This window comes from Akkermansia sp. AE01SA01 (assembly GCF_036417395.1).
GTDB lineage: Bacteria > Verrucomicrobiota > Verrucomicrobiia > Verrucomicrobiales > Akkermansiaceae > Akkermansia.
Genome location: NZ_CP143890.1, coordinates 2646709 through 2673705, shown reverse-complemented (window position 1 = coordinate 2673705; position 26997 = coordinate 2646709). Strand labels below are relative to the sequence as shown.

The 26997-nt window shown below is 57.1% G+C and carries 21 protein-coding genes; 12 read left to right on the top strand and 9 right to left on the bottom strand.

Annotation, left to right across the window (positions count from 1 at the left end):
- Positions 1–196: 196 nt before the first annotated feature.
- The 4 genes from V3C19_RS10860 to V3C19_RS10845 form a co-directional block, all read right to left on the bottom strand.
- A complete protein-coding gene (locus V3C19_RS10860) occupies positions 197–628 on the bottom strand; it encodes a VOC family protein (RefSeq protein WP_130083218.1) in 432 nt (143 codons plus the stop codon).
- 361 nt (positions 629–989) lie between these two features.
- Positions 990–2111, bottom strand: coding sequence for an Lrp/AsnC family transcriptional regulator (locus V3C19_RS10855; RefSeq protein WP_295934775.1), 1122 nt, complete (start codon positions 2109–2111; stop codon positions 990–992).
- Between the two features lie 66 nt (positions 2112–2177).
- Entirely contained in the window at positions 2178–3725 is a 1548-nt protein-coding gene (locus V3C19_RS10850) for an Rne/Rng family ribonuclease (RefSeq protein ID WP_082770105.1), read from the bottom strand.
- A 245-nt stretch (positions 3726–3970) separates the two neighbouring features.
- Positions 3971–5002, bottom strand: coding sequence for a rod shape-determining protein (locus V3C19_RS10845; RefSeq protein WP_012419593.1), 1032 nt, complete (start codon positions 5000–5002; stop codon positions 3971–3973).
- A 281-nt stretch (positions 5003–5283) separates the two neighbouring features.
- Here V3C19_RS10845 and V3C19_RS10840 point away from each other — a divergent pair, with 281 nt between their 5' ends.
- Both V3C19_RS10840 and V3C19_RS10835 read left to right on the top strand, forming a co-directional pair.
- Positions 5284–8022 (top strand): glycoside hydrolase family 2 TIM barrel-domain containing protein, encoded by a 2739-nt coding sequence (locus tag V3C19_RS10840; protein ID WP_295875609.1) that lies wholly within the window; start codon positions 5284–5286, stop codon positions 8020–8022.
- Positions 8023–8037: 15 nt separating this feature from the next.
- Positions 8038–8508 carry a MauE/DoxX family redox-associated membrane protein gene (locus tag V3C19_RS10835; RefSeq protein WP_295934772.1) on the top strand — a complete coding sequence of 157 codons (471 nt, stop codon included), beginning with the start codon at positions 8038–8040 and terminating at the stop codon, positions 8506–8508.
- Between the two features lie 233 nt (positions 8509–8741).
- Here V3C19_RS10835 and V3C19_RS10830 read toward each other — a convergent pair whose 3' ends face one another.
- A complete protein-coding gene (locus V3C19_RS10830; protein WP_067570945.1) occupies positions 8742–9167 on the bottom strand; it encodes a hypothetical protein in 426 nt (141 codons plus the stop codon).
- 194 nt (positions 9168–9361) lie between these two features.
- Here V3C19_RS10830 and V3C19_RS10825 point away from each other — a divergent pair, with 194 nt between their 5' ends.
- From V3C19_RS10825 to V3C19_RS10805, 5 genes are all read left to right on the top strand, one after another.
- Entirely contained in the window at positions 9362–12898 is a 3537-nt protein-coding gene (locus V3C19_RS10825; protein WP_130083214.1) for an ATP-binding cassette domain-containing protein, read from the top strand.
- Positions 12899–13279: 381 nt separating this feature from the next.
- Entirely contained in the window at positions 13280–13708 is a 429-nt protein-coding gene (locus tag V3C19_RS10820; protein WP_130083213.1) for a hypothetical protein, read from the top strand.
- A 97-nt stretch (positions 13709–13805) separates the two neighbouring features.
- Positions 13806–14870 (top strand): hypothetical protein, encoded by a 1065-nt coding sequence (locus V3C19_RS10815; protein WP_130083212.1) that lies wholly within the window; start codon positions 13806–13808, stop codon positions 14868–14870.
- On the top strand, positions 14867–15499 hold the full coding sequence (locus V3C19_RS10810) for an ATP-binding cassette domain-containing protein (protein ID WP_130083211.1): 633 nt from the start codon (positions 14867–14869) through the stop codon (positions 15497–15499). Before V3C19_RS10815 ends, V3C19_RS10810 begins: the two co-directional genes overlap by 4 nt.
- Entirely contained in the window at positions 15462–16607 is a 1146-nt protein-coding gene (locus V3C19_RS10805; RefSeq protein WP_130083210.1) for an ABC transporter permease, read from the top strand. Before V3C19_RS10810 ends, V3C19_RS10805 begins: the two co-directional genes overlap by 38 nt.
- A 307-nt stretch (positions 16608–16914) precedes the next feature.
- Here the strand turns inward: V3C19_RS10805 and V3C19_RS10800 are convergent, their stop codons facing one another.
- On the bottom strand, positions 16915–17400 hold the full coding sequence (locus tag V3C19_RS10800) for a hypothetical protein (protein ID WP_130083209.1): 486 nt from the start codon (positions 17398–17400) through the stop codon (positions 16915–16917).
- Positions 17401–17442: 42 nt separating this feature from the next.
- On the bottom strand, positions 17443–17925 hold the full coding sequence (locus V3C19_RS10795; RefSeq protein WP_330937092.1) for a hypothetical protein: 483 nt from the start codon (positions 17923–17925) through the stop codon (positions 17443–17445).
- Between the two features lie 293 nt (positions 17926–18218).
- Between V3C19_RS10795 and V3C19_RS10790 the strand changes: the two genes are divergently transcribed.
- Positions 18219–19436, top strand: coding sequence for a hypothetical protein (locus V3C19_RS10790; RefSeq protein ID WP_149873338.1), 1218 nt, complete (start codon positions 18219–18221; stop codon positions 19434–19436).
- Between the two features lie 84 nt (positions 19437–19520).
- Positions 19521–20474 (top strand): hypothetical protein, encoded by a 954-nt coding sequence (locus tag V3C19_RS10785; RefSeq protein ID WP_295875619.1) that lies wholly within the window; start codon positions 19521–19523, stop codon positions 20472–20474.
- A 65-nt stretch (positions 20475–20539) separates the two neighbouring features.
- Here the strand turns inward: V3C19_RS10785 and V3C19_RS10780 are convergent, their stop codons facing one another.
- On the bottom strand, positions 20540–21370 hold the full coding sequence (locus tag V3C19_RS10780; protein WP_295934769.1) for a hypothetical protein: 831 nt from the start codon (positions 21368–21370) through the stop codon (positions 20540–20542).
- Positions 21371–21385: 15 nt separating this feature from the next.
- On the bottom strand, positions 21386–22210 hold the full coding sequence (gene menB, locus V3C19_RS10775) for a 1,4-dihydroxy-2-naphthoyl-CoA synthase (protein WP_130083204.1): 825 nt from the start codon (positions 22208–22210) through the stop codon (positions 21386–21388).
- 354 nt (positions 22211–22564) lie between these two features.
- On the opposite strand from menB, the gene V3C19_RS10770 reads away from it, so the two are divergent.
- The 3 genes from V3C19_RS10770 to ftsH all read left to right on the top strand — a co-directional run bounded on the left by V3C19_RS10770 (position 22565) and on the right by ftsH (position 26988).
- A complete protein-coding gene (locus tag V3C19_RS10770) occupies positions 22565–23641 on the top strand; it encodes an AAA family ATPase (protein WP_130083203.1) in 1077 nt (358 codons plus the stop codon).
- The gene (locus tag V3C19_RS10765) at positions 23631–24410 is read left to right on the top strand and encodes a hypothetical protein (protein WP_130083202.1); all 780 of its coding nucleotides are present in this window, start codon (positions 23631–23633) and stop codon (positions 24408–24410) included. Before V3C19_RS10770 ends, V3C19_RS10765 begins: the two co-directional genes overlap by 11 nt.
- Before the next feature lie 145 nt (positions 24411–24555).
- Positions 24556–26988, top strand: coding sequence for an ATP-dependent zinc metalloprotease FtsH (ftsH, locus tag V3C19_RS10760; protein WP_295934766.1), 2433 nt, complete (start codon positions 24556–24558; stop codon positions 26986–26988).
- The last annotated feature ends 9 nt before the right edge of the window (positions 26989–26997 follow it).

Genomic DNA, 26997 nt, shown 5'->3' with positions numbered 1-26997 from the left:
TCCTTGCAGTCAAAGGCAGAAGAGAGCTCAAATGCGGAAAAAATGCCCTAGAAGACTGGGAGCGGTGTTTAACGGCATAGCGAAACGCTGCTTTCCCCTACTGAAAAAGGCTCCTGTTCCCTGCGGCCAGGGAGGCGACATTCAACCGATCCGGTAAACAGGGAATTGCCTCCGTTGTCCCGGCCCGTTTTATCCGTTATAAAACAAGCATATCGTTGTCGTCAAATTTGTCACGCGGTCCCCACGCGACTTCCCAGTAGTAGCCATCCAAATCAGTAAAATAAGCATGAAAACCGCCCCAGAAGACATCCTGAGGTTCTTTTACAATCGTTGCTCCAGCCTTGCGGGCAAGTTCGACGATTTTCACCACTTCTTCCTTGCTTTTGGCATTATAGGCAAGCGTGATTCCATTAAATCCCGTACCTGTTTCCGGTGGAGTGTCCTTGTTGATATCCTTTGCCAAAAGATCCAGAGGATATAATTCCAGTTTCGTGCCGGAAGTGTTAAAGAAGATGACATCGGGGGTGTTGCTTTTTTCCCTTGTCTGAAAACCCAGTCCGTCCCGGTAAAAGCGGATGGCCTTTTCCATGTCTCTGACACCCAGGCATATGATATTCATTCTGTTCATGTCCGGTTTTTCCTTCACTTGATAAGATAAATTCTGCCAATTCCAATTTGACACGTTCGCCTTGTTGATTTCAGGCGAACAAACACCCGTTCCTTTTTTCTACTCTGGTATTCGCCTGAGCAAATGTCAAACGGCCCCGGTCTGGCTGCAAATTCAGATCATCGTTCATAAGGTGGTTTACGAAGTTGGGGTCCGGTTGGGCACCATGTTATCTTGTACGGCTTGCGACGGAAAGGCCTCATGGACGGACTTTCCATCCACGAGCAAGAGGATGCTTTTACTGTGAATGTTTTCATGGCAGTTCTGAAACAGGCTTGGTACGGGCCGCTGCCGGAAGGAGGAAGATAAAGGACGGAATGCCCTACGGGAGGGTGGGAGCGCTTTTGACGTCTTCCAGCCATTTTTCGTACACTTCCGGGGAGATTTCGGAAGGCTTGATTTCCGAACGTTCCCCCCAGAAGACGGCCGTATGCAGCACGGGGATGCCTTTGGCGTCCAAATGGCGGTCAATGGCGGCCTTGTGCTCCATCACGGAATCCCGTTCCAGCCCGTGCACCACGCCCATGATTTGTGCGCCGCCGAAGACGTCCCCCCCTGTTCTCCAGTAGCAGTGGGTCATGCAGATGTGGCGTCCGCATTCGGAACCGGCCCGGATTTCCATGCCGGCGGGTACCGTCCAGTGGAACAGTCCGTTGTATTTGGTGACGGGGCCGTCCTCTGTTCTGGCGCGCACATGCTCCAGGAAGGTGGCGAAGCGGCCAATCACCTGTTTTCTGTCCAGTTCTTCCGCCGTGCGGCAGTATTCTTCCGTACCCAGTCCCATTTGCGCGGCGCGGAGGGACCAGGGGTCTTCCACCATTTCCTCCGGTTTGAGCTGTTCCTTGACGGAAAGCAGGACTTTCCATTCCAGACCGGAGAGGGAGACGGTTTTCGTCTCCTGCATGGGGGCGGGTTCCGGCGTCTTGTCGCCGGGCTGGAGGTGCCTGCGGCGCATATGGCCCACGCCCAGCGTAAAGACGCCGCGGGCCGGCAGCAGGACATAGCCGGCCGCACCGACGTGGCGCTTCAGGATGTCGCAATGTTCTTCCAGCGTGCCGCAGCCCACGGGCACCTTGATCGTGGTCCAGAGCCGGTAGCCGGCCCCGGGATTGGCATGGTCCGTGTTGCGGAGCACCACATGGCCCGTGAAGGGGTCGTGTTCCTTCATCCAGTCAAAGGCGGCTTCCAGCTTTTCTTCCGGCACGTGCCAGGCTACCAGGGCTCCCTGGGCCAGCTTGGTGGCCAGAAGCGTCTGGCGCACGCGCCGCACCACTCCGGCGTTCATCATGGCCTTGAGCCGTTCAATGACCAGGGGCACGGGATGGCCGCACTGTTCGGCAATGGCGTGGAAGGGCAGACGGAGGAAGCCTTTGACGCGATCTTCCGCCACCATGAGGATGTCCGTGTTGACGGGATCGTTCGGCGAGGTGGGAATGCGGTTCATGGAGAATTAAAAAAGGCCGGGCGACCAAGTCGCCCGGCCGGAAGGCTGGTGGTGCAATAGTACGGGTTACTGGCCGGATTGGTACAGGGGTTTGTTGTCGTACCGGGCGTCGTAGATGGCAAAGCTTTCGCGGTGCTGGTTGTGGTCGCCGCGGAAGATCAGCCTGCCGCTGTGCTGGCGTTCCAGTTCCATCAGAAGGCTGGAGTCTTCATTCTTGAAGCGGGAGAGCACTTCCGAGTTCACGACGATGACCATGTCACCGATGGTGTCGCGGTATTTCTGGATGCAGGCGTAGATCTGACGCTGAATTTCCACGCTCATGGTCATCACGGATTTGATGCGTCCGCGGCCGGAGCAGTACGGGCAGGGATCGTGAACAGATTCCCGCAGGCTTTCGTTGAGGCGCTGGCGGGTCATTTCCATCAGGCCGATGGGAGTGATTTGGAGTACCTGGGTTTTAGCCTTGTCACGTTTCAGGCGTTCCTTCATGGCCTTGTAAACGGCCTGCTGGTCCTTCCTGTGGCGCATGTCGATGAAGTCCACTACCACCAGGCCGCCGATGTTGCGCAGGCGGAGCTGGCGGGCGATTTCATAGGCCGCTTCCAGGTTGGTGTCCAGAATGGTTTTATCCAGGTCCTTGGTTCCCTTGTTGCGCCCGGTGTTGACGTCGATGGCGATCAGAGCCTCCGTTTCGTCAATGACCAGGTAGCCGCCGCAAGGCAGCAGCACCTGGCGCTGGAACGCCTCGTTGATCTGCTTTTCAATACCCAGTTCTTCAAAAATGGGCGTGCGCACGGGGAAGTGCTGGATGTGGCGCTTGGCGCGGCGGGAAATCTTGCCGGCAATGGAGCGCATGTGTTCCGTGGTTTCTGAATCGTCGCAGATGATGTTATCCACGGTGTCCGTCAGGAAGTCGCGGGCGGTGCGTTCAATGAGGTCCGGTTCCTTGTACACGCACACGGGAGCCGGGTTGGCCTCTTTCTTTTCTTCCACGGAGTACCATTGTTCCAGCAGCATGGCCAGGTCCCGGACGAAGTGGCGGTAGCGCTGCCCTTGGGCGACGGTGCGCATGATGATGCCCATGCCGTCCGGCACATTCAGCTTCTGCATGATCTGGCGCAGGCGCAGGCGTTCCTTCGGGTCTTCGATCTTGCGGGAGATACCGAATTGGTCTGTGAAGGGCATCAGGACGAGGTAGCGCCCGGCCAGGGAGACGTTGGTGGTGACGCGCGGGCCTTTCGTGCCGATGGGGCCCTTGGTGACCTGCACCATGATTTCAGACCCGATGGGGTAGATGTCCGGAATGTCCTTGGAGGTGATTTTGCGCTGCTGCTTCTTGGGACGGCCTTCGCGTTCGATTTCTTCCAGGCTGGAGTCCAGAGCGGCGGGCAGGGCGTCCCAGAAGTGGAGGAACGCGTTTTTTTCCTGGCCGATGTCCACGAACATGGCCTTGAGGCCCGGTTCTATGTTTTTGACGCGGCCCTTGAAGATGCCGCCTACGATGTTGTCTTCGCCTTCGCGCTCGATGGTGTATTCTTCCAGCACGCCGTTTTCCAGAAGGGCTACGCGGCGTTCGAGTTTTTCGGCATTGATGATGATTGTTGAGCCTTCCATGGGATCACATGATCCGAAGCCGAAGGCTCTTTTGATTTTTTTAAGCATTTTTGTAAACACGGGGTGTGAGTAAGCTAGGGTGTGCTATTGCCCGTAATGTTTCCGGAAGGCCATTTCCCGGCGGGAGTGGCTGGAATGAAAGTCTTGGCAGGGGCCGGAAAGGAATCATGGCGGGCAGGTGCGTTTGACCGGATGCGGCAGGATGGAAGCGGAGGGCCGGACGAATGGTGCCGGCTCTGCCGGATTCAGTCTTCCGCATCCGTAACATTAGTGAAGAAGTCCAGTTCCTGAAGGGCTTTTCCCGTCCCTTCCGCAACTGCGCTGAGCGGATCTTCCGCGATGTGGATAGGCAGGCCGGTCTGCTCGTGAAGGAGCTGATCCAGTCCGCGCAGCAAGGCGCCTCCGCCGGCCAGAACAATCCCCCGGTCCACGAGGTCGGCGGCTAGTTCGGGGGGGCAGCGCTCCAGAGTCGTGCGCACGGCGTCAACGATGGTGTTGAGTTGTTCCGTGAGTGCTTCCCGCACTTCTTCAGAGCGGATGGTCACTGTCTTGGGAAGGCCCGCGACCAGGTCGCGGCCCTTGACCTCGATAGAGAGTTCCTGTGGCAGAGGATAGGCGGAGCCGATGCGGATTTTGATATCCTCGGCGGTGCGTTCCCCGACCATGAGATTGTAGGTCCTCCTCATGTAGGAGATGATGGCGTCGTCCAGTTCATCCCCTGCGCAGCGCACGGAACGGCTGTAAACGATGCCGGAAAGAGAGATGAGGGCCACTTCCGTGGTGCCCCCGCCGATGTCCACGATCATGTTGCCGGCGGCTTCCTGAACGGGAAGGCCTACGCCGATGGCAGCCGCCATCGGTTCCTCAATCAGGTGCACGCGCCGCGCGCCCGCCGCTTCCGCGGATTCCTTGACGGCCCTGCGCTCCACTTCCGTGATGCCGGAGGGAATGGCGATGAGCACGCGCGGCTTGATCAGGTAGTACCTGGCCGTAGCCTTTTTGATAAAGTAGCGGAGCATTTCCTCCGTGATGTAGAAGTCGGCAATGACGCCGTCCTTCAGTGGCCGGATGGCCGTGACGGAACCGGGGGTACGGCCCAGCATGCGCTTGGCTTCGTCCCCCACGGCCAGTACCTTGTCCCCCTTGACGGCTACGACGGAGGGCTCGCGCAGGACGATGCCCTGGTCCTTGACGTTGACCAGCGTATTGGCTGTGCCCAGGTCAATGCCAATGTCATAGGAGAACAGTTTGACAATTTTCTGAAAGAAAGATGACATAAAAAAACTAGTGGATAAAGGCGGGCGTCCCGGTCTAACCCAGGGGGAGCCATGCTTTTTCCTTTTCACGGGACTGAAAGTCTGACCCCCGGAGCCGGGGCTGCGGAACGGTTCCGCACAGGACGAATTGACTATGAAAAAACATGCCAGTCAGGTCAAGCGGAAGATGCCTGATGACGTATGTATTTGCATTATCAGCAAGGATGTATTATAGGGGTGAAAGACCCGCACGGATTTTTCCGTAAAAAGTCTTTGCAATAGAAACATCCCATTTATTATTTATGAATATCTCTCCTGTTTTTTTGGCGGCCGCAGTTTTGTCCGGAGCCATGTCCGCGCATGCGGACCAGAAAAACGCCGCCGAGGAGGCAGCTTCCTCCACAGGCCAGTATTCCGTAGCCGGGGCGCTCCGGCTGCCGGAACAGACGACCAAAAGGCATGTGTACGGCATGAACGTAGGCTGGAAGTTTTTCAAGGGGAAGAATGTTCCGCAAGGGGTGACCGGAGCGGATTTTGACGATTCCTCCTGGCAGTCCGTGAATCTTCCCGACGGCATCGAATTGCTGCCGGAAGAGGCCAGCGGCTGTTCCAATTACCAGGGACCGGTCTGGTACCGGAAGACGTTTACGGCGCCTGCCGATCTGAAGGGCAGGAGAAATACCCTGTATTTTGAAGGCATCATGGGGAAGAGCGAGGTATGGGTGAACGGCGAGAAGGCCGCAGAACATTTAGGCGGGTATCTTCCCGTCATCGTGAATTTGGACAAGTGGCTGAAGCCGGGCCAGAAGAACGTCATCGTCGTGAAGGCGGACAATTCCAACGACGGTTCCTATCCTCCCGGCAAGCCCCAGGAGAGTCTGGATTTTGCCTATTTCGGCGGCATTTACCGTGATGCGTACCTGATTTCTACGGGACCCGTTTACATCACGGACCCGAATGAAGCAGGGACCGTGGCTGGCGGCGGTATCTTTTTCCGAACGCAATCCCTTGATCCCCGCACCCGGAAAGGAAAGACAGCGGTGAAGGTGCAGGTAGCCAACAATACGGACAAGGAACAGAAGGTGCGCGTGCAGGCACTGATGACGGACCCCAAGGGCGTGGATCCCGTGGGGGAGACGGCTCCCCTTGTGATTCCGCCGCATTCCACGGGTGAAGTGGATATTCCCCTGGTGATTTCCAATGTGAGGCCGTGGTCTCCGGATAATCCCAATTTGTACACGCTGAGCGTGGAGGTCTGGAAGGCCGACGGAGGAACGGATGCCAAGAATCCGGCCCATTTGCTGGACAACCGTTCCATGAGGGTGGGTATACGGACTGTGGAAATTACGGAGAAAGGTCTGGTGCTGAACGGTTCCCTGTTCCCGGAAAAATTGATCGGGGGCAACAGGCACCAGGATTTCGCCCGGCTGGGCAATGCCGTACCCAACAACCTGCAATGGCAGGATGCCGTGAAACTGAGAAAGGCGGGCATGCGCGTCATCCGCAGCGCCCATTATCCTCAGGATCCGGCTTTCATGGATGCCTGCGACCGTCTGGGACTGTTTGTCATCGTCGCTACGCCGGGATGGCAGTTCTGGGGCAAGGGACCTTTTGCGGACCGGGTATATGATGATGTGCGCCAGATGGTGCGCCGCGACCGGAACCACCCCTCCGTAATGATGTGGGAGCCCATTCTCAATGAGACCCATTATCCGAAAGATTTTGCCAAGAAAGTCCGTGACCTGGTGCATGAGGAATACCCGTATCCGGGGTGCTATACCGCTTGCGATGCGGTGGCCCAGGGCAGCGAACATTATGAAGTGCTTTATGCCCATCCCTCCACGGGAGACAAGCACTGGTCCATCAAGGAGCGGAAAAACAACAAGCCTTATTTCACCCGGGAATTCGGGGACAACGTGGATACCTGGTCCGCCCATAATTCCACCTCCCGCGTGGCGCGCCATTGGGGGGAGGTTCCGATGATGGTTCAGGCCCTGCACTACCTCAAGACGTCCTTCCCCTATACTAACTATGATACCTTGAACGCCGCTCCGGCCTACCACTTCGGCGGCTGCCTGTGGCATCCGTTCGATCATCAGCGCGGCTACCATCCGGATCCCTTTTACGGCGGCATTCTGGATGCCTTCCGCCAGCCGAAGACGTCCTATTACGCCTTCATGTCCCAGCGGCCCCAGAAATCCCAGAACGAACTTGGTTCCGGTCCCGTGGTTTACATCGCCAATGAATGTACCCCGTTTTCTCCGGAAGACGTCACGGTATTTTCCAATTGTGATTCTGTGCGTCTGAGCGTCAACGGAGGAGCTCCGGTAGAAAAGAAGGTGGGTTCCTATTCCAGCGGCCTCAAGCGCGTGCCCGTCGTCTTCCCGAAGGCGTGGGATTTCATGGAAAACAAGAAGCTTGCCCGCGCCGGGAAGGAAGGTGCGGTGAAGCTGGTAGCGGAAGGCCTGATTGGCGGGAAGGTAGTGACCAGGCATGAGGTGCGTCCGTCCCGGCGTGCGGAGAAAATCCGCCTGCGCCTGGACCGTGAGGAAGGGGTGGAATTGTCCGCGAACGGTTCCGACGTGTTTGCCGTGGTGGCGGAAGTCACGGACAGCCGCGGAACGGTGAAGCGCCTGAATGATGAAGAGATCGTTTTTTCCATCGAGGGGCCGGCCGAGCTGCTGACGGATTCTCCGGACGGCACGCTGGTTCAGCCTGTCAAGTGGGGGTCCGCCCCGGCGCTGGTGCGCCTGGGAACGCAGCCCGGCACCGTGACGGTGAAGGCTTCCGTGAAGCATCCCGGTTCCCAGAAGCCCGTTTCCGGCGTGTTGAAGTTTGACACGAAGGCCTCCGGGCTGAAGATGCTTTTCCAGGAAGATGCCGTAGGCAAGTCCCGAAAAGGCGGAAAGGCCCAGCCTTCCTCCGCGGGAACTGCCTCCGAACGGGAAGAGGCCCTTCAGCTGGAGTTGGAAAAGGTCCGTCACGAACTTAATAATTTGCGCAATGACAAGGTAAGCCGCCAGCAAAGCCACTTTGAATAACAGAAAGCGTTCGTTATGCTGAGAGAGAAAATAGTCCGTATCTGCATGTTCCTGCTCCGGGTGGGGATGGGAGGCTTTTTTCTTTTTGTGGCAGGGCGCAAGCTCCTTCATCTGGACCAGCTCCAGGCAACCATAGACCGTTTCTCCATTTTCCCGGAGGCCTGGGGGCATCCCCTGGCTTCCCTGGGGGTGGCGTGTGAAATCGTGGTGGGCCTGGGGCTTCTGTTCCGCAGGACCTGCTCCGGAGCCGCTCTGCTGGGCAGTGCGCTGACGTTTACGTTTGTGGCCCTTTTTGTCCAGGGATGGATCAGGGGGCTTTCCCTTTCCTGCAACTGCATCGGGGTGGAGCGGGAAGTGACCAGCTATCCTTTTGAAGTGGCATGGCGGCTGGGTCTGTTTGCCCTGATGCTGGTTATCCTGTGGAGTTCCAGCCGGAAGGGGAAAACCTACTTCAACGTTACCCGGCTGGATTTCAGCGAAATGTAAGGCAGGCCATCCGGGAGAAAGGGCACGGGTTTCCGGTGGCATCCGTTTCCGGCGGAGTGTATCTGTACCGCCCAGGTGCGCCGGCTCACGCCTTGTGTGGTTGAAAAGCGTTCCGGAACATGGTGGAGGGGAATCCTCCTTCTCCGGAAACATGTCCTTTTTGAAATACAAGGCAATAAAAAACCGCCTGCCGGAAAAACGGCAGGCGGCTTGATAGAAAAAACGTGTGTTGATCAGGCTTCCTGGGAAGCTTCTTCCTGCACCTGTACCACGCGGAAAGGCACGCGGGAGGCCAGTTCTCCGTCCACCGTCAGGTCGATGGAGTAGTTGCCCGGCTTTTCAAAGCGCAGGCCCTGGAAGTTCATGATCAGGTTGCGGGTGAAGAAGGAGGCGCCTTCCGGGAAGGCGGGCACCGGGAAGTTGATCTTGATGGGCATGCGTTCCTTGTCCAGCGGCGTGCCGTCGGCGTCAACGATGCTCAGACCCAGTTCATGGTTGCCTTCGTCTTCAGGGGTGAGGCAGATGCGCAGGGCAACGGCGCAAACGGGATGCACTACCGGGAACTGGCGCGCGACCAGGGAATCGAACCCGCCCTGAATGCAAAGTTTGCCCTGGTAATCGGCGGCGAAGTCACAAAGAGTAGAAACTAAAATATCCATGTTGTGATAATGTTGGTGTATTTTGACCCGCTTTCATTTGAAAGGCGAGGAATATTGGACAGAACTATACTTACGCCGGACCTATTGCAAGATAAAGGTGCAGAAAATATTGTCATTTCTCCGGGAAAGTCCGGTTCCGCTTGAGGTGGTGCGGGAATCCCTGTACTACTGGTGCAGGCAACGCATTCGCTGGCATGATCCGATGGTTTTTTGACATACCCTCCAAGCTGATCCACTGGAGGTTGAATCTGGTCAGAACACTGGGCGCCTATGTTCCGTGGCTGCGCCGGGATGACGGGTCCATGAAGATCCACGCCGGAACGCTGGTGGACCTGTTCGCTACCATTTTGAGCGGCCGCCGCCACTTGAGCGCGCGGGATGCGGACGCCGCCCTGGATATTCTGCGCTACACTTTCCCGGAAGTGGAGCACCGCTGGCTTTCCAACCGGTTTGAACGGTCCATGCGCGCCAGCCTGACGGTGGAGGACGTGCTGGCGTCCGCCGCCTCCGGCCGGGATGAAACGGAGCGCATGGCGATTGCCCTGGAAGTGCTTTCCCTGCTCATCAATACCGGAGACCCCAGGATGACCGGGGAGCTGTTTGATCAAGTGACGTACGGGCTTGAACTGCCGGGAGCGGCCAACCATTTAAGGCAGCTTCTGATGACTCCGGATGTGGAGGCCCAGGAACCGGCCTACAGCGTGAGTTTTTCATCCGGAATCGGCGGAGAGGTGTCTCTCCCGGAGTCCGACCAGGGGATCTCCTTCCGGCTGATCCGGTGTTCCCGCCTGGTGCTGGTGGTTAACGACGGCTCCAAGTCCATCGTGGTGCGCGGGCGGCATTTGGCCACCGGCGGAGTGATGCCGCTGACCAACGGACAGGTGGTGCTGCTGCCTTCCGGGCCGCTGAGTTTTGAGGATTTCGCTTTTTTCCTGGATTGCAAGCGTTCCGGCAAGCAGGAAGTCTGCTATCTTGTCCTGGACAACGGTTCGCTCCAGATCAGCCGCATGAGGTCCAGAGCCAGCGCGGTGCGCGTGAGCATGGGGCTGGCCTGCGAGGTGGAGGTGCTGAGGCCGGAGGTGGAGTTTGTGGTGGACGGCCACCGGCTGTATCCCGGAGAAAGTGTCAGGATGGAATATTATTCCTCCTTCACGCTGGATGGGGAAGGCCCTTTTTCGATGGGGGAGATGCAGAACGCCCTGTCCGACATCGGACGCCGCTTCCGCCTGGACCCCGGCACCCGCAAGCTGCGCGTGACCAACATGCCGGAAAAGGCGCGCAAGGGGGATATGCTGCTGACTCCGGGGCTGGCAGCCGGAGTAGTGCTGGAGGTGTCTTTTTCCAGCGCTACCAATTCCGGCTGGCTGGAGGTGATGGAGGCGTCCATGCCTCTGTGGATCAACGGCAGGATTGTCAAGGGCCGGATGTCTTTAAAGGACGGGGACGTGGTGCACCTGAATTCCTACCATGCCCTGCGCTGCCGGTTTTCCGCCGGGGTGCTGGATGAAGAGTACCACGCCATCAGGACGCTCAGCGTGGAGGGCGTGACCAAGGAATTTCGGCGCTCCGGACGCGTTCTGGATAATATCGACCTGAGCGTGAAGCGCGGAGAAATGGTGTGCATTTTGGGGCCCAGCGGGTCCGGGAAAAGCACCCTGCTGGCCATGATGGCGGGGCATCTGCCGCCCACGCGCGGATGCATCCGCTACAACAACCAGCTCCTGTACAGCGCACCGGAACTGGTGCGCCCCTATATTGCCTTCATTCCCCGGGAAGACATTTTGGACGCCGCCATGAGCGTCTCGGAACACATCGCCCAGGCTACCATCATACGGAGGCCGCGCCTGACGCGCTCCGGCCGTGCCAGGAGGGTGAACGCCATCCTGAAATTCCTGGGGCTGACGCACATCGCTTCCCGCCGCGTGGGGGAAATGAATGCGCGCACCATTTCCGACGGGGAGAGAACGCGCCTGAACCTGGGGCTTGACCTGGCAGGCATTGCGGACGTGTTCCTGCTGGACGAGCCCATCAGCGGCCTTTCCACCTCGGATGCCAAGCTGGTCATGCAGACCCTGCAGAACATGAGCCGCGACAAGATGGTGATCGCCACGATGCACCGCCCCAGCACGGCCATTCTGAACCAGTTCAACAAGGTGCTGGTGCTGGACCACGGCGGCCAGATGGCCTACTGGGGTGATGTGCCGGGCATGATGCGCTATTTCCGGAAGGCGGCCGTGGACATGTCCATAGACGTCTCGGAAGAGTCCCGGACCGCCGGAGGTGCGGATTACGTATTTGAGGTGCTGGAAGCCCCCCTTTCCTGGCACGACCGCCGCCGCAGGCAGCATCCGCGGCTGTGGCAGGAACGCTTTGAGGGCTACCGTTTCCGCAACGTAATGGGGCACCATCATGAAGGAGGCGCCCCCAGGACGCTGTATGAAGGCACGCTGGAGTTTCCTCCCGCTCCCCGCCGCAGCGTGATGCAGCTGTGGCGGCTTTTCCGCATCTGGGCCGTACGCACGTTTCTGGGGCGCGTCCGGAGCCGGATGGGGCTGTACACCATGCTTCTGGAAGGTCCCGTGCTGGCCCTGCTGATTTCCCTGACGCTGCGCGCTTCCTCCAGTCCGGAATACACGTTTGCCACGGCTCTTCACATTCCGTCCTATCTGTTTCTGGCGACGATCGTAGCCATGTTCTTTGGCCTGACCGGGGCGGCCAGCGAGGTGCTCAAGGACCGTGCCCTGCTCAAGAGAGAAAGCAATTCCAAAGTGTTCGTGACCGGTTACGTTCTTGCCAAGGCGCTGGTGCTGACAGGGCTGTCCGCCGTGCAGTCCGCCCTATTCCTGTGGGTGGGGAACGCCATTCTGGAAATCCATGAAATGTTTCTGGTTTACCTGGGGACGATGACTCTGACGGCCTTTATCGGTGTAAGCCTGTCCCTGCTTGTCTCCGTCTTTGCCAAAACGGAGCGCGCGGCGCTCAACATGGTGCCGCTGCTGCTGATTCCCCAGATTCTGATGGCCGGGGCCATCGTGCATTTTGATGAAATGAACCAGTTCATTCCCTGGTCCGCCCACCGCACGGACGAGCATGGCCGCCTCAAGCCGGGCCGCGTTCCCCTGGTGGCGGAGTTTTGTCCCCTGCGCTATTCCTTTGAAATGATGGTGGTGGACCAGGCCTCCAAAAACGTCTGGGAAAAGGAACGGGAAACCATTCAGGAAAAAGTGGATGAACTGAAGGCCAAGCCCCAGTTGAGCAACCGTGAATTTGAGGAGTTCAAGCTGCTCAAGCTGGCGCTGCTGCACATTTCCGCCATTGGCGCGGAGGATCCGGAACAGGCGAAAGATGCTGTGCGAACCGTCCGGCGCGCCGCCATCGACGGTTCGGAAAAAAGCTACAAGCGGACGATTTCCGAGCTGGAGCAGAAGGGAAAAGGCAAGCCTTCCGTCAAGTCGTTCTATGTCAACGACCGCATTGTGATGCTGGATGAGTCCGCGGAAATTCAGCGGGTCAGCCGGGATACGCTGGACCGCCCGGAGATTTTCCTGGCGCGCCGCCAGCCTCTGCCGTGGGGCAATTCCGGGAAGGCTCCGGATGATCCTGGCTATAGCGCGGACGAAGGGACGGTGCCCACGCCGTGGAAGGACTCCGTGTTCCTGTTTCTGATGGGAGCCGCACCTCTCTTCGTGACGGGACGCGTAATCAAAAGGCGGCTGGAGAAAGCGGGCTAGCTTTTCTCCGGAGACGGGCCATGATGGCGGCAGTGTTTGTTTGCGGATGTTGTTTCAGACAGGAAAAACAGGTTTTGCATTCTTTCCCGTGTTCCTGGATGACGGCCCGCCGGCGGTTTTCCCTTTCCCCTTCTTTTCTCCGTGGCGTTTCGGGGCGGCAGACGCTGCGAAGATATGAATCCCCGCAGTTATTTTATTGACGTTTACGGAAGAAACACTATTTTAGAAAAAACTTATTTTTCCATGATGTCTGCCCGTTTATTCAATAAGTATTCTCTCTCTTCTCTGTCTCTGGCAGCATTGTCTGTCGGATTTCTGTCCTGCGGAGGCAGCGGCGATACTGGGGAAGGGGATTGTCTGCCGACCGGGAGCAGACTGGACATGGTAGTGCCGATTACGGATGAAGTAAACCCGGAAAATCGCGGTGATCTGACTATTCAGTTGACGGGCAATGGCTCCGATCTCCCGTTGGCGAAGATCCAGGGAGCGGCGGCCAGTCCTGCGATTCCTGCGGAGACCCACATGATCTACAGGAGGCCGAGTGCCGAGAAAGCTTCCCTGAAAGGAAACTTCGTAATAGCCCAGGGACAGATTACCCTGCCCGGTCCGATTGTGGTGATTTTTTATGGCTCCGTCCAGGTGGACATGGATATTACGTACCAGGCTTCCACAAAGCATGAAGATACGAGCGGCACATGCACGGGGTTCGTTCGCTTCATAGGCGCCGTGCAGGAGGGCGGCGGGGCCGTTGCCGGAACCCCGTGGTCCGGAACGACCGGCAACGTGTACTACCACCCCACCGGCAATTGATTGGTCATCTCCTCAAGTGGCCCATGAGTCACAGATTTTATATTCAAAGTGCGGTGGTTCGCAAAGGACTTCCGCGCTTTTTCTTTTACAGGGAAATATGTTGAGAACGTGGAAGAAATCCTGCCTGACGGCATTGCCATGCGTCTTCGCATTCAGCCAGCTGCATGGAGCCGTGATGGATTCCGTCCCGGATGCGGGCAGGGAAGCCCCTGTTGCCGCACAGGACTGCTATATCAATGCATTCAAGGCCAAGATCGTGCCCGAGAGGATACGCTCGTTCGCCATGCCGGCGGACGGGATTGTCAGCAACTGGATTCCGGCGGAAGGGAGGGTCCGGAAGGATGCCATCATTGCTACGGTCAATGAGGACGAGATCGAGATGGAGCGCAGAGATCTGGAAGTCAAGATTATGAAGGATCGCATCGCCAAGAAGGAAGAACTGTCCGAACTGGAAAAGCAGCTGGAGGAGATGAAGTTCTATTCCTCCCTGTCCCGGGAAGAAAGGGAGTATGCCAGCAAACAGCCGGAGGGGGGGCAGAAAGCGGAGCAATCCCTGAAGGAAAAAATAGAGCTGGTCAAGAAGGAGTTGACCATGGTGGAAGACAAGCCCAGGCTGGAGTTCCGCAAGAAGGAGGAAAAGTACATCCTCAGAATGCCCTTTGACGGCAAGCTGCAGTACCAATTCTCCTTTCCGCGGGACGACAGCACGTCCCTGTATCTGGATGCGGCATCTTCCATTGCGACCGTTTGTGATGATTCCGCCTATTATATTACCATTTCCATTACCGATCCCGATCTGACCAGGCTCCCTCCGGAATCCCTGTATCTGGCAGTGCCCATGAGCGACGGGTCCTCTCTGAAGGGAACGTTTGCTTTCAAGCGTGTGGAAAAGAACACCTCCAGCGGGGGGGATTTGCTGGCCTACTTTTTCCGCCTGCCTCCGGAAGAGCATGAGCGGGCACATGCCATGCTGGGCTCCAATTGTACGGCCAGGCTTTATTATTCCCCCCCCGGAGAGGTAATCCGCCTTAATAAAATCCGGCTGGCTTCCAGTCCGGAAGGGAGAAAATGCTCCTCTTGGCAGGAACTTCTGGAAAAGATGCATCCCGATCTGGAGCTGGTCGTAAGCGGTGAAACGGAATTGATTGTTCGGAAAAAATGAAATTGGAATGTGAATCCGTCTGGTTCAGCTATTCGAACAAGCAATGGATTTTTGAGAATTACAACAGGGTTTTTTCTTCCGGAATCACTATTTTAAAGGGATATTCCGGATGCGGGAAGACTACGCTGCTGAAAATTCTGGCCGGTTATCTGCGGCCCCAGCGGGGGAGGGTGCTTACCCCCCGCCGCGCGTCCCTGACGGATGCGCTTTACCGCCGCAAGGAGGTGAGCTACATGTTCCAGGGCATCAACCTGCTGCCTCTGGCAACGGTGGAAAGAAATCTTCAGCTATGCGCGGAAATGGCCATGCTGCCGAGAAAGCAGTGGAAGCGCAGGGCAGATGACCTGGTGGAAAGGCTGGGTTTGGAGTCCCTGCGCCACAAGAAGGCCGGAAGCCTGTCCGGCGGGCAGGCCCAGCGCGCCGCCCTGGCCCGGACATTGATGAAGGATTCCGATATTCTGCTGCTGGATGAACCTACTTCCGGACTGGATGACGGCAACACGGAGATCATCAAAAAACTGATCAGGGAGTATCCTGCCGACAAGATTTGCATTCTGAGTACGCATGATTCACGCCTTTTTGATCTGACTCATGAAATCATTGATTTTAATCAGCCTGTATCTCTTTAAGGATACGCTTCACCGTTGGAAGGAAAGGCCGGCCAGCCCTCTTTCCCGGGTACTCGTTGCGTTTTTTCTTTCCTTGTGCGCTCTTTCCTTTCTTGCGAATTACGTTCTTTCCTCCAAAATGCTGCATGATGAGATCAGGAAGAACGGAGCGGACCTGATCATGGTTTTTGATACCGTGCGTGAGGGAGAGGCCTCCAAAAGAAATCTGCTCCAGCACGAACTGCCTCTCCTGCACGGCTGCGACGTTCTGGCCCTGAAGGACTCCCCGGCCGGGTTTGCCAGGGTGGGGAAGCCCGCTTTCCCTATTCTGGAATACAACATGGAGTCCTGCGCTTTTCTTGCCGATCTGGAGTTGGAGGCGCATCCTGTCGTCCTCCTGTTTAATCCCGGCAGGAGTCCGCTGCATCCGGGGCCGTGCGTGGTATCCATCGGAGATTTTGATTTTTCCCTGAATGCCTCCCCGCTTCCGGAAAACCATTTGCTGGGGAAGCTGTATCCTTCCGGAGTGATTTTGACCCCGGAGGGTGCTTTCAATTCCGGATTGGATTCCCCCATGAGCAATTACCGTTATGTCATCCGGGTGCATGAGATGACCGCAGCCAATATCCAGAGCATTGAGGAGACGCTGAACAACATTGTACGCTATGACGGGAGCATGACGATAGTCCAGACGCACGTGGGACTTCTGAAGAGGCTGGAAGTTCTGATGAGCAACCAGATGGAATGCCGGATGGGTTTTTCCATCGGCATTGCGGTTATCGTGGGGATTCTTCTGACTGCCCTGGCTTCCATGGAATTCCGCCAGAACGAATATGTTTATACCCTGATGAAAAGTTTCGGGGTGCGGCCTGTCCTTCTGATCCTCACATTCATTGTTGAGAATATTTTCCTGATAGGCATTTCCTTTGCCGGAGCCGTATGGGCTTTCATGAAGACGCAGAAGATCGTCCTTGGAGAGTTTTTCAAATTGGGCGATACCGTTCTGACGTATGCCGATATACGGCAGGATTTGTGGCTTCTGGGCGTTTCCCTTTTAGGATGCGTGCTGTTTTCTTCCATTCCGGTCGCATTCTCCGCCTATCGCCCCATCGGAAAGGTTTTGAAATAGGCCGCATACAGGTAAATTCCGTTGTTTGGGAAAGGAGACACAGGTTCTGTTCCCTGCAGGAGGATGGAAAGGAATCGGGATAAGGAGTTTTGGGGCTTTGCCCTTCTCCGGCGATAGGTTGGACGTTGGAATGTCCGTTTTTCCATGATCCGGTCCGGATTATCCGGCCAGACTGCACCGTACAGGATTAAAGACGGGTATTGCCAGGGAGAGTGCCCTTCCCTGTTTTTAGGGAGGACTTTTCCGCCATGAAAAAACCCGCAGAGATATCCGCGGGTTTTTTGGAAAGAACAGGAAGGATGAGCTGTTAATTCGGTAAATAGAATTTCGTAATCGTTCCGGGGCGGTCCGTGACGGCAGGGTCGGCAAAGTAAATATCGGATACGGCGCATGTGGCGCTTCCGGTTCCCTTGGTGACGTTTTGGACATTGGTCATGACCATGTAGCAGGGGAAAGCTTCTTCCCCATCCCTGTTGGTGTACCAGTAAAAGGATACTTCACTTGCGGTGTCGTCCGCGGGAACGTAGCCTCTGACGTGCATGGATGCGTTGCTTGGGCTTCCGCTTTCGCCGGAATAAATGGTGGCGTTCTGTGCGGAAATCACATTAAAGCTAAAGACGTATGAGACTTCTCTGCCTTCCGGGTCTTCCAGGGAAACGGTTACAGTGCGGGCGGTGCCCACAGGAAGATAGATTTCTTCCGTTTTGCTGGAACCGCCGCAGCCCGTAAGCGCCGAGATGCATAATACAGAAGGGAGCAACAAGGAAGTCAGGATGCAAAAACGGGTATTCATATGGATGAGAAATGTCGTGAATTATATCGAGGAAGGGGAGGATTAGTTGTTATAGAAAACGGTGATGTCCGCCGTGACATTGTTGAGAGTTTCCATCTCCGCTCCTGCGGGTTGGGATGAAAGGGTGGCTCCTTCCCCTCCTACCACTGCATGCGTGGACTGGTCAAATTCGAGAGAAGGTATGTCCAGGGAATAGGCGGTAGTATTGTTGGTGCCCTGGGTCCAGCGCAGATTCAGGTGAGCGGTATTATCGCCTGTTTTGTAGTACACCACGGTGGGGGCGCCGTTCCATAAGGCAATTTGACTTCCTCTGGTGGTGAGCACGGATTGCCCGGTGGTGTCAGTGATTAACTCAAAGATGTTCGGGAACGATGAAGCCGTTATGCCCAGCGAAATGGATACCGTGGTACCGTTAAGCGTCGTGGGGGCACTGCCGCTGCCGCTGCTGCTTCCGCCGCATTGGGTGAGAAAGAGGAGTCCTAGGGAGCAGCAAGCCATGGAGATGGTTTGAAAAAGAGGGCACATAACAACTAACTGGATAATATTTATTGCGCAGACTGTGGTATTTCCTATGGTTTGTCAAGGAAGGAAATCTGGAAAATGAAAGACACAGGAAAAGGCCTTGATGGAAAAGACGGAGCCGGAGCCGCCTCCAGCCCTTTTTTCCTTTCCAGCCCTAGTTCCTTTCCCGGATCTGTCGTGTTGGTGCTTGACTTTTCAGGGGCAGAAGTTATGAAACGAACACCCTCATGCTTTTTTTCTCCCCGGTTTCCCGCCTTTTCCGGAGGCCATTCAGAGCGGCCTGGTTGAAGGGCGCATTGTGTTCCTGCATTTGCGCCTCCGTCTGGACTTCCTGTTCCGTGGACAAGCACATGGAAAGAAAGGCGGGAGAGTTGATGGACCGTATGGCCGCTATTCCCGATTGGAACCGGCTTCCCAGAAAGGAGATTTCATGGGACCAGGCCATGGCCTGCATGATGGAGGGGAATTTGGATTTGAAGCGTTCCGAACAATCTCTCAGGACGACGGAGCGTGCGGTCGTCAATGTATTTACCCAAATTATCCCGGGTGTAAACCTGGACTGGATGCTGACGAAGGAGCTGAGCGAACTGAGCCGGGTGACGGCACAGGATGTGGAGTACAATACCAACATTCTGTTCAATATGCCGTCTCTGACCCAGATTCCCTTTGACTATTATTCCGCCAAATCCGCCGTTTATACGGCCCAGAAGACGCTGGAAATGAAAAAAAGGGAGCTTGTGTCCCGCCTGTACCGGCAGGTGCTTTCCTATCAAAATGCGCGTATCAGTTACAGGAACCGGCTAAATTCGCTGCCTTATAACGATGACGGGATTCAGAAGAAGATAGCGGAACAGGAACTGGAGAAAAGCCTGGATGATATTTCCGAGGGATTCGCCACGCTTATGGGGAATATGGAGGCCCGGTGGCTTGTGAGGCCCGAAACGATGCCCAGGCTGGACTGGGGAAAATACAAGTCCGCCGCACGCCATTTGGACCTGCTGGTGGTAACTATGGTCGCCATGGAGCTGGAAGCGTCCAGATTGCAGGTGCTGAATGCCAAAATGAAGTTTTTCCCGTCCGTGGATATCAATTTTTACAGCCCCACCCTGTTTTCCAGTACGGGCGGCACGTATCAGGGCTTTTTTGCCGGAGGAGGGGACATGCAGGTGAATATGAGTCTGCGGGAAGAGCTGGATACCCGCCTGATCTCGTGGTTCCAGTATAAGACGGCCAAGGAGAATCATGATTTGATGCAGAAAAAGGTTCTGATGGATTTGCAGCAAAGGCGCATCAAGGTGGCCGCGCTGATGGAGAGCCGGAGAAGGTTTGAGATCTGGAAGCAGGTGATTCTGAAAGAAATTGAGTTCAAGAAATCCCGCATGGCTTTTTCCGGCAAGGAGTATCTGGAACAGCGGAAGGATATTAAAACGATGTATGAGAACCTGGATTCCGAAACTGCGAAAAATGCGGAAGTGGAAGCGGCCCTGATCATGGAGTACGGGTGGTTGAAGTAGGCGGTGCGCCGGAGGGATGGGTGCTGTGTGACTGCGGCGTCTTACTCTCTTGAAGCCCTCCCATGCTTGTGCTACGGTACAGACATGCAAAAAGTTCGGCAGCCTGTGGGCATGGCGTTGATGATTCTGGCTTTCCCGGAGGCCATTTATGGCGTGTTTCCCTGGGGACTGGCCGTGGGCGGCGTGTTGTTCCTGTTAGGGCTGATTGTGGCCGTGGGGCGCTTTTCCGCGATTGTGTGGTCCTGGTCCCTGTTTTCCCTGGGCGTTTATCTGGCAGCCCCTTTTATCTGGATGTGGAATCCGGATTATTTTTTCAGCAGCAGCTTTGACTACCTGGCCCTGGCGTGCCTGGTGGGAAGCCTGGTGCTTCTCGCCATTCGTTTTGCCGTCGTGCCCGTGTTGTGGCCGAAGGTGGTCCGCCACTTTGTGGAAGGGGGCCCCACCTTGGAAGACCTGGCCCCGGAGAAGGGGAAGACGGTTGCCGAATTGAGGAAGGGCGTCATGAGCAGGAAGGTGAACTTCCTGTTCGGCCATGCGGACAAGGAACTGGTGGAAAAGTGGGGCAGGATCGCCCAGAGCATCGCCGCGCTGTCCAAAAGCCGGAAACGGCTGACCATTTATGTGACGGCAGCCCTGCTGGTCTGGCCGCTGGCCGTGTTTCTTCTTTCCGGCGGCATGGGTGGGGCGCTGGACCGCGACATTGACCGCATGTGGGAAACCAAGCCGTTCCGGGATGGGATGGTGGCGGCCACTCCCGCGGCCATGAATGCGGCGCGGCGCGTGTTCAGGAGCGAACGTTCCCTGCGCGGTTTGACGATGGAACAGGCGCGGGCCTGGCTGAAGACGGATCGCAGAAATCCTGCGTTCAAGCTGGGCAAGCCGCGCTATGATTTTGAAAGTGACGAGACCGTCATGGTCCTTTCCGACGGCCGGGATTCAATCCGCCTGGTGGCGGTGTTCAATGACGCAGGCCAGATCATCCGCTCATGGCCGGAGGAGTACATGACCCTTATGGTCCGGGATTTGGAGAAAGACTGAATATTAAAGACAATTTTTTTTGATTTTTAGTATTCAGTAACTGCAGGAAATCCTGCGGGGTTCCTTTACAGCGTACGCTTTTGCGGAGGAGTCAGGCTTAGTCTGCCATCGCTGATGTGGAGGCCCATGCCGCTTTCTTCCACCATGTGGATGAGGGGGAAGCATGCTTGCAGCAGGTTTTCAAAGGCGGGCAGCAGGAAGATCATGTAACCCTGGGGCACGGACAGGGCGCCGATGGTTCCTCCCACGTGGATGCCGCCCGGCAGGGTTTTGTCATTGTAGAATTCAAAGCGGGTCTGAACGGCCATGTAGTTGTGCGGGTCCATGGACTGGAAGGGAGTCAGGAACAGGGAAATGGTCTGGCGGGAGTCCACACCCGTATAGCGTTCAATGATGATTTCCATGTAGCCTTCCCCGATGGAGCCGTCAGGCTTTTCCTTGCCGCCATGCAGGCGCACGCCTACGGCGGGATTGGTGGCGAAGATGGCCAGGGCTCCGTGCTGCTTGGGCTGGAGGGAGGAGGCCAGATAGCGGTTGATGTCTTCCTCCGAGAAGGAGACGGAGGCGTCCCTCGCTACGGCCTGCTTTACTATTTTGGGAATGTCCGGGGCGTTGTCCTTTTGGCGGAAGCCCGGCAGGGAGCTCGTTTCCTGGGGTTGCCAGGAGTTGTAAACCAGCCAGGAGATACCGGCCAGAATGGCGATGGTGAGCAGGAAGATGATGTTGCCGACCAGGGAGAAGGGCGTTTTTTCCCGCACGGGTTTTTCCGGCACGGCCTGGTCGTCCGGATCGTAGAAGTGTTCCACGATGTTTTCGTGTTCCGGCAGGTCGCGCAGGTTTCTGGTGTCGGCGGAGTTGTTCCGTTCCGGATCTTCGTTGTCGGATGAGGCGGACATGGGGCGGCGGCGGGGTTACGGAAGCCTGGGGAATTTGGAAAAGTCCGGTTCGCGCTTTTCCACGAAGGCGTTTTTGCCTTCCTTGGCTTCCTCACTCATGTAGTAGAGCAGGGTGGCGTTTCCGGCCAGGTCCAGCAGGCCCATCTGGCCGTCGCAATCCGCGTTGAGGGACGCTTTCAGGCAACGCAGGGCCAGCGGGCTGTGGCGGAGCATTTCCCGGCACCAGGAGAGCGTTTCCTCTTCCAGCCTGTCCAGGGGCACGACCGTATTTACGAGGCCCATGTCCAGAGCCTGCTGCGCGTCGTACTGGCGGCACAGGTACCAGATTTCACGGGCTTTTTTCTGGCCCACGATGCGGGCCAGGTAAGAGGAGCCCAGCCCCCCGTCGAAGGAGCCCACTTTGGGGCCGGTTTGTCCGAATTTGGCGTTGTCCGCCGCAATGGTCAGGTCGCAGACGACGTGGAGGACATGCCCTCCGCCGATGGCATAACCGGCCACCATGGCGACGACAGGCTTGGGCATGGTGCGGATGGTGCGCTGCACGTCCAGAATGTTCAGGCGCGGAACGCCGTCTTCGCCGATGTAGCCCGCATTTCCGCGCACTTTCTGGTCGCCGCCGGAACAGAAGGCGTCCGGGCCTTCACCGGTGAGGATGACCACGCCCACCTTGGGGTCTTCATGCGCTGCGTTGAGGGCGTTGAGCATTTCATGAACGGTCTGGGGACGGAAGGCGTTCCGGACCTGGGGGCGGTTGATTGTTATTTTTGCGATGCTGCCGTCGTCCGTGGTTTCATACTTGATGTCCGTATATTCCCTGGCGGTGGTCCACTGTGCGCTCATAGCGCTACTTTAATGACGGGCCGGACAATGGAAAGCCAAAAGTGCGCCGCGGCGCCTTCCGGACGCACGGCGCAGGATGAAGGGGAAAACCGCGGACGGGAACGGATGGCGGCAGGAGAGTTCCGCTTTATGCGGTTTCTTGTACTTCCCTGTTTTCAGAACTTCTGCAGTGCGAAAACATGGTCCGGATGGAAGGCGGGAAGGTTTCATGACGGAGTTTACGGCGTGCGGGGGAGATGGTTCCGGAACGCCTTTTTTCATGGCCGGAGGGCTGCCGGGAATGCTCCTTCCTTGACGGAAGCTGGCGGCATTTGTGATTTACGGCATGCTCTTCTGTGCTAAATTGAAAACGGTATGATACATGACCTACTGGTGCGCGGCGTGACGGTGTTTCCCGGCAGCGAACATTTTGAGTTCGTGCCGGGAATCAATGTAGTGGTAGGCGGCAATGATTCAGGCAAGAGCCATTTGCTGAAGCTGTGCTATACCGTGGCCAGATGGAGTGCGGATGGCGGCAAGAAGTCCCTGCCGGAAAAATGGGCGGAAGAACAGAGGCTCAGGAAGGACCTGATGCGGGTGTTTGCCGCCCGCGGGCTGGCCGGGCTGACCGCCCAGAACCGCGGGAATGCGCACGCCCATGTGGAAGCCGGAATGGAAGGGGAGGGTGTGCCGGAGGGGATGGGAAATCTTGTTTTCGATTTCCGGGCGGGGCAGGAGGAGGAAGGGCTGCATATTCAGGAAATGCCCAAGCGGTTTCTGAATGTTCCCGTCGTGTTTCTGGCGGCGCGGGAGGTGCTGACTATTTATCCTAGCTTTGTCCAGGTGGGGAGCAGGTTTCCCGAGTTTCTGGACGGGGGAAGCTGGGATCTTTGCCGATATCTGGATGTGGATGCAGGTTCCGTTCCCATCAGCACGGATGCAGGCCGCGTGGTGGCCCGGCTGGAGAAGATTATTGGAGGCGGGGTGGTGAAGAGGGACGGCCGGTTTTTTCTGCAAAGGCCGGGGCTTCATCCCATTGAGATGAGCCTGGTGGCGGAGGGCTTCAAAAGGCTGGGAACGCTGAGCTACCTGATCAGAAACGGTTCCGTGAGGAAAGGGTCCGTCCTGTTCTGGGATGAACCGGAGATGAATTTAAACGCCTCTCATCTGCCTGTGCTGGTGAAGACCCTGACCGGGCTTGCCAAGACGGGGGTGCAGGTAATTCTTTCCTCCCACAGCCTGTTCCTGCTTCGGGAGCTGATGATCCAGCTTTCCGAGTCACGGAATGCCATGGTGCACAGGAAGTTTTTCGGCATGATCGTGCCAAGGGGAGACCGTTCCGGCGTACGGGTGACGTGCGGGGATTCCCTGGAGGATGTGGGGCCTATTGAGTCGCTTGAAGCGGAAATCGAACAGGCGGACAGGTATTTGAAGCTGAGCTATGAGTCATAAGCCGTCAGAAGCCCATTACGTGGAGGGAGTCCACCGTTTCTGGATCGATGAGGGCTACGTCGTGTGCCGCATTGAATGTTCCGGCTATTATGCGCGCCAGGCGCAGAATTTCTGCGGCGGGTGCAAGGAAATGGATTTTCTGCTCTACCATCCGGAGCGCCGGGATTTGTGGCTGATCGAGGTGAAGGATTACCGCTTTGATGCCCGCCCCAAGGTGGGCGAGCTGGTCTGCGCCCTGAGCCGCAAGGTTAGGGATACCATGTTTCTGCTCAGGGCCGCGTCCGTGGCCGCACCGGAGGAAGATCCGGCGGAGGGAATTTCCCTGAAGGAATTCGCCGTCCTGGCATCTGGGGCGAAGACGCTCCACCTGGCTTTTCTGCTGGAAATGGGGATGGGAGGCGTTTGGTCGGACGGGGGTGTGCTGGCCAACGTCAAGAATATGCTGGTTACTTCCATGCGGTTTCTGGACGCCGACCTGATTTGTGCGCCGATTACGTACCCTTACCGCATCGGCCCATGGCGCGTGACATCCGCCCAGGGAGAGGTGAGCAAGCGCGTGGAAATTCGGAGAGCCCGGAAATTGGAGGAGATTCAGGCCCAGAGGCGAAGGGCAAGGCAGAAGGCCCTGGAGGAACAGTCTCATTGGGGGGAGGCCCGGGATGTCCGGACGGAGGAAAAAATCCCGCAATGGAAACAGAGGCTGCGCCAGCGCCTGAATGGAGAGACGGCAAATCACGAAGGACGACGCAGAAAAGGGAAACGGGATTGACGCCGGGGTTGTCTATTTCCCCATTGCCGTGGGGGTGATCGCTTCTTGCACCTGCTGAATGGCATGTCTCGGAAAAAAGTTTTATTTTACAATGTCTGGCGTATTATGCCGCCCGATTCATTAACTTCTGTGTGTTGATCGTCTCATGTCTGACCGAATGCCTCCCAATCCTCCTCGTCCTCCCAAATTTCCAGGCTCCGGAAAGCCCGAATCCCCCAACTGGGGCGTGTGGGTGATGGTTCTCCTCATTGTAGGCGTGCTTGCCTTTGGTTTTTTCACCCCTGAATCCTTTGGACTGGGGCCCAGGAAGGAAAGTCTGGAATCTTTTGAAGCCCAATACAAGGCCGGCCGGGTGGTCCTGAACGATCCGAAGGCTCCGGTGGAAGTGGTGCTGAGTGAAAACGGCTCGGAAGGGGTGATCCACGCCCTGGTGTACAAGAAGGACCTTCAACCGAAGGTGGAAATGAAGCCTTTCGTGCTGTCCTATTCCGCATCCTTGCCGGACCGCGACAAGCCTTTGCTGAATGAACTTTCCGGCTACCGGATTGTGGAAGGCAGCTGGGTGGACAATATCCCCAAGGAAGCGCAGAAGCTTTCCGTGAACGAATTCAACCGCATGGCTCTGGAAGGCCGTATTGCGGGAGGCAATGAAGCCCCCATACTTGCGGATGCCGGGAATGAGAATGTACTGTCCGGTCAGCTTGTGACCCGCATCTGGCCCGCAGCCACGGGGGACGCCGCCGTGGACAAGCAGAGGTTTGAACGTGTGGAGGTGCCCTTTACGCTGGAATTCCAGGGCGACCGGGTGAAGGAACTGCTGGGTCCCGATACGAAGTTCAAGCGGGAGTCCGGCTCCTGGGGCGGCATTCTGCTGAATCTGCTGCCCATTGTGCTGATTCTGGTGATTTTGTTTTTCATGTTCCGCGCCCAGAGCGGGGGAGCGAGAGGCGCCATGAGCTTCGGCAAGAGCCGGGCGCGCCTCATTTCTCCGGAAAAGAACAAGGTGACGTTCAAGGATGTGGCCGGCATCAGCGAGGCCAAGGAGGAAGTGTGGGAGCTTGTGGAGTTCCTGCGCAATCCGGAGAAGTTTCGTGAACTGGGTGCGACCATTCCCCGCGGCGTGCTGATGGTGGGCTCCCCCGGTACGGGGAAGACTCTTCTGGCCCGCGCCATTGCCGGTGAGTCCAACGCCTCTTTTTATTCCATCAGCGGTTCCGACTTTGTGGAAATGTTCGTAGGCGTGGGAGCCAGCCGTGTCAGGGACATGTTCGAACAGGCCAAGAGAACGGCCCCCAGCCTGATTTTTATTGATGAAATCGACGCCGTGGGCCGCCAGAGAGGCTACGGCATGGGCGGTGGCAACGACGAAAGGGAACAGACTCTGAATGCCCTGCTGGTGGAAATGGACGGCTTTGAGAATAATGCCAACGTGATTGTGATTGCGGCCACTAACCGTGCGGATATTCTGGACCCGGCCCTGCTGCGTCCCGGACGTTTTGACCGCCAGGTGGTGGTGAACCTGCCGGATGTCCGCGGCCGCGAACAGATTCTGCAGGTGCACGCCAAGAAAGTGAAGATGGCGCCCGGCGTCAGCTTCAAGCGCATTGCACGCGGTACGGCCGGTTTTTCCGGAGCCCAGCTTGCCAACCTGATCAATGAGGCCGCGCTGCTGGCCGCCCGCAAGGGAGTAAAGGAAATCACGGAAGCGGAACTTGAAGAAGCCCGCGACAAGGTCAACTGGGGCCGTGAACGCCGCAGCCTGGCAATCAACGAACGCGGCCGCCGCATTACTGCCGTGCATGAGGCGGGACATGCCATCTGCCTGCTGAAAACGCCGCACAGCGAGCCTTTGCACCGCGTGACCATCGTTCCCCGTGGGGGCGCCCTGGGCATGACCATGTGGCTGCCTGCGGACGACAAGATGCATCAGCTCCGTTCCGAAATGCTCGACCAGCTTGTCGTAGCCATGGGCGGCCGCTGTGCGGAACAAATCGTGTTCGGAGACGTGACCAGCGGCGCCACCGGCGACATCAAGAGCGCCACCAATCTGGCGCGCCGCATGGTGTGCGAATTCGGCATGAGTGAAAAACTGGGGCTGATCGAATACGGCGAACACCAGGGAGAAGTTTACATTGCGCGCGACCTGAGCACGCGTTCCCGCAATTATTCCGAGTCCACGGCCGAGCTGATTGACGCGGAAGTCCGCCTTCTGGTGGACACCGCCTATGAGCGCGCCATGACCATCCTGACGGAAAACCGCGATAAGCTGGATATTCTGACGGAGGCCCTTCTTGAGTTTGAAACGCTGGAAGGCTCCCAGGTTGTGGATATTCTGGAGTACGGGGTGATGAAGAATCCCCCGGAAAAGGTGACGCCGCCGCCCATGCCTTCCGATGTGGAAGAGGAAGGGAAGAAGGAGGAATCCGGCGCGGAGGATAAGAAGAATTCCGAAGAAGGCCGGAAGGATGAAGCTGCAGCAAACAAGGACGGGGAAGACAAGGCCCCGGACAAGGAACAGGACCCCTTCTCCTATAATCCGGTGGAGGATTACGGCAGTGACCGAGAAGATAAAAATTAACTGAATAGA

Coding starts and splice junctions, on each gene's coding strand:
- V3C19_RS10810 (WP_130083211.1), top strand. CDS start 14,867: ATGAAATTGGAATGTGAATCCGTCTGGTTCAGCTATTCGAACAAGCAA.
- menB (WP_130083204.1), bottom strand. CDS start 22,210: ATGAGCGCACAGTGGACCACCGCCAGGGAATATACGGACATCAAGTAT.
- V3C19_RS10855 (WP_295934775.1), bottom strand. CDS start 2,111: ATGAACCGCATTCCCACCTCGCCGAACGATCCCGTCAACACGGACATC.
- V3C19_RS10820 (WP_130083213.1), top strand. CDS start 13,280: ATGGTAGTGCCGATTACGGATGAAGTAAACCCGGAAAATCGCGGTGAT.
- V3C19_RS10780 (WP_295934769.1), bottom strand. CDS start 21,370: ATGTCCGCCTCATCCGACAACGAAGATCCGGAACGGAACAACTCCGCC.
- V3C19_RS10785 (WP_295875619.1), top strand. CDS start 19,521: ATGCAAAAAGTTCGGCAGCCTGTGGGCATGGCGTTGATGATTCTGGCT.
- V3C19_RS10800 (WP_130083209.1), bottom strand. CDS start 17,400: ATGAATACCCGTTTTTGCATCCTGACTTCCTTGTTGCTCCCTTCTGTA.
- V3C19_RS10835 (WP_295934772.1), top strand. CDS start 8,038: ATGCTGAGAGAGAAAATAGTCCGTATCTGCATGTTCCTGCTCCGGGTG.
- V3C19_RS10765 (WP_130083202.1), top strand. CDS start 23,631: ATGAGTCATAAGCCGTCAGAAGCCCATTACGTGGAGGGAGTCCACCGT.
- V3C19_RS10845 (WP_012419593.1), bottom strand. CDS start 5,002: ATGTCATCTTTCTTTCAGAAAATTGTCAAACTGTTCTCCTATGACATT.
- V3C19_RS10825 (WP_130083214.1), top strand. CDS start 9,362: ATGATCCGATGGTTTTTTGACATACCCTCCAAGCTGATCCACTGGAGG.
- V3C19_RS10795 (WP_330937092.1), bottom strand. CDS start 17,925: ATGTGCCCTCTTTTTCAAACCATCTCCATGGCTTGCTGCTCCCTAGGA.
- V3C19_RS10860 (WP_130083218.1), bottom strand. CDS start 628: ATGAACAGAATGAATATCATATGCCTGGGTGTCAGAGACATGGAAAAG.
- ftsH (WP_295934766.1), top strand. CDS start 24,556: ATGTCTGACCGAATGCCTCCCAATCCTCCTCGTCCTCCCAAATTTCCA.
- V3C19_RS10770 (WP_130083203.1), top strand. CDS start 22,565: ATGATACATGACCTACTGGTGCGCGGCGTGACGGTGTTTCCCGGCAGC.
- V3C19_RS10805 (WP_130083210.1), top strand. CDS start 15,462: ATGAAATCATTGATTTTAATCAGCCTGTATCTCTTTAAGGATACGCTT.
- V3C19_RS10840 (WP_295875609.1), top strand. CDS start 5,284: ATGAATATCTCTCCTGTTTTTTTGGCGGCCGCAGTTTTGTCCGGAGCC.
- V3C19_RS10850 (WP_082770105.1), bottom strand. CDS start 3,725: ATGGAAGGCTCAACAATCATCATCAATGCCGAAAAACTCGAACGCCGC.
- V3C19_RS10815 (WP_130083212.1), top strand. CDS start 13,806: ATGTTGAGAACGTGGAAGAAATCCTGCCTGACGGCATTGCCATGCGTC.
- V3C19_RS10830 (WP_067570945.1), bottom strand. CDS start 9,167: ATGGATATTTTAGTTTCTACTCTTTGTGACTTCGCCGCCGATTACCAG.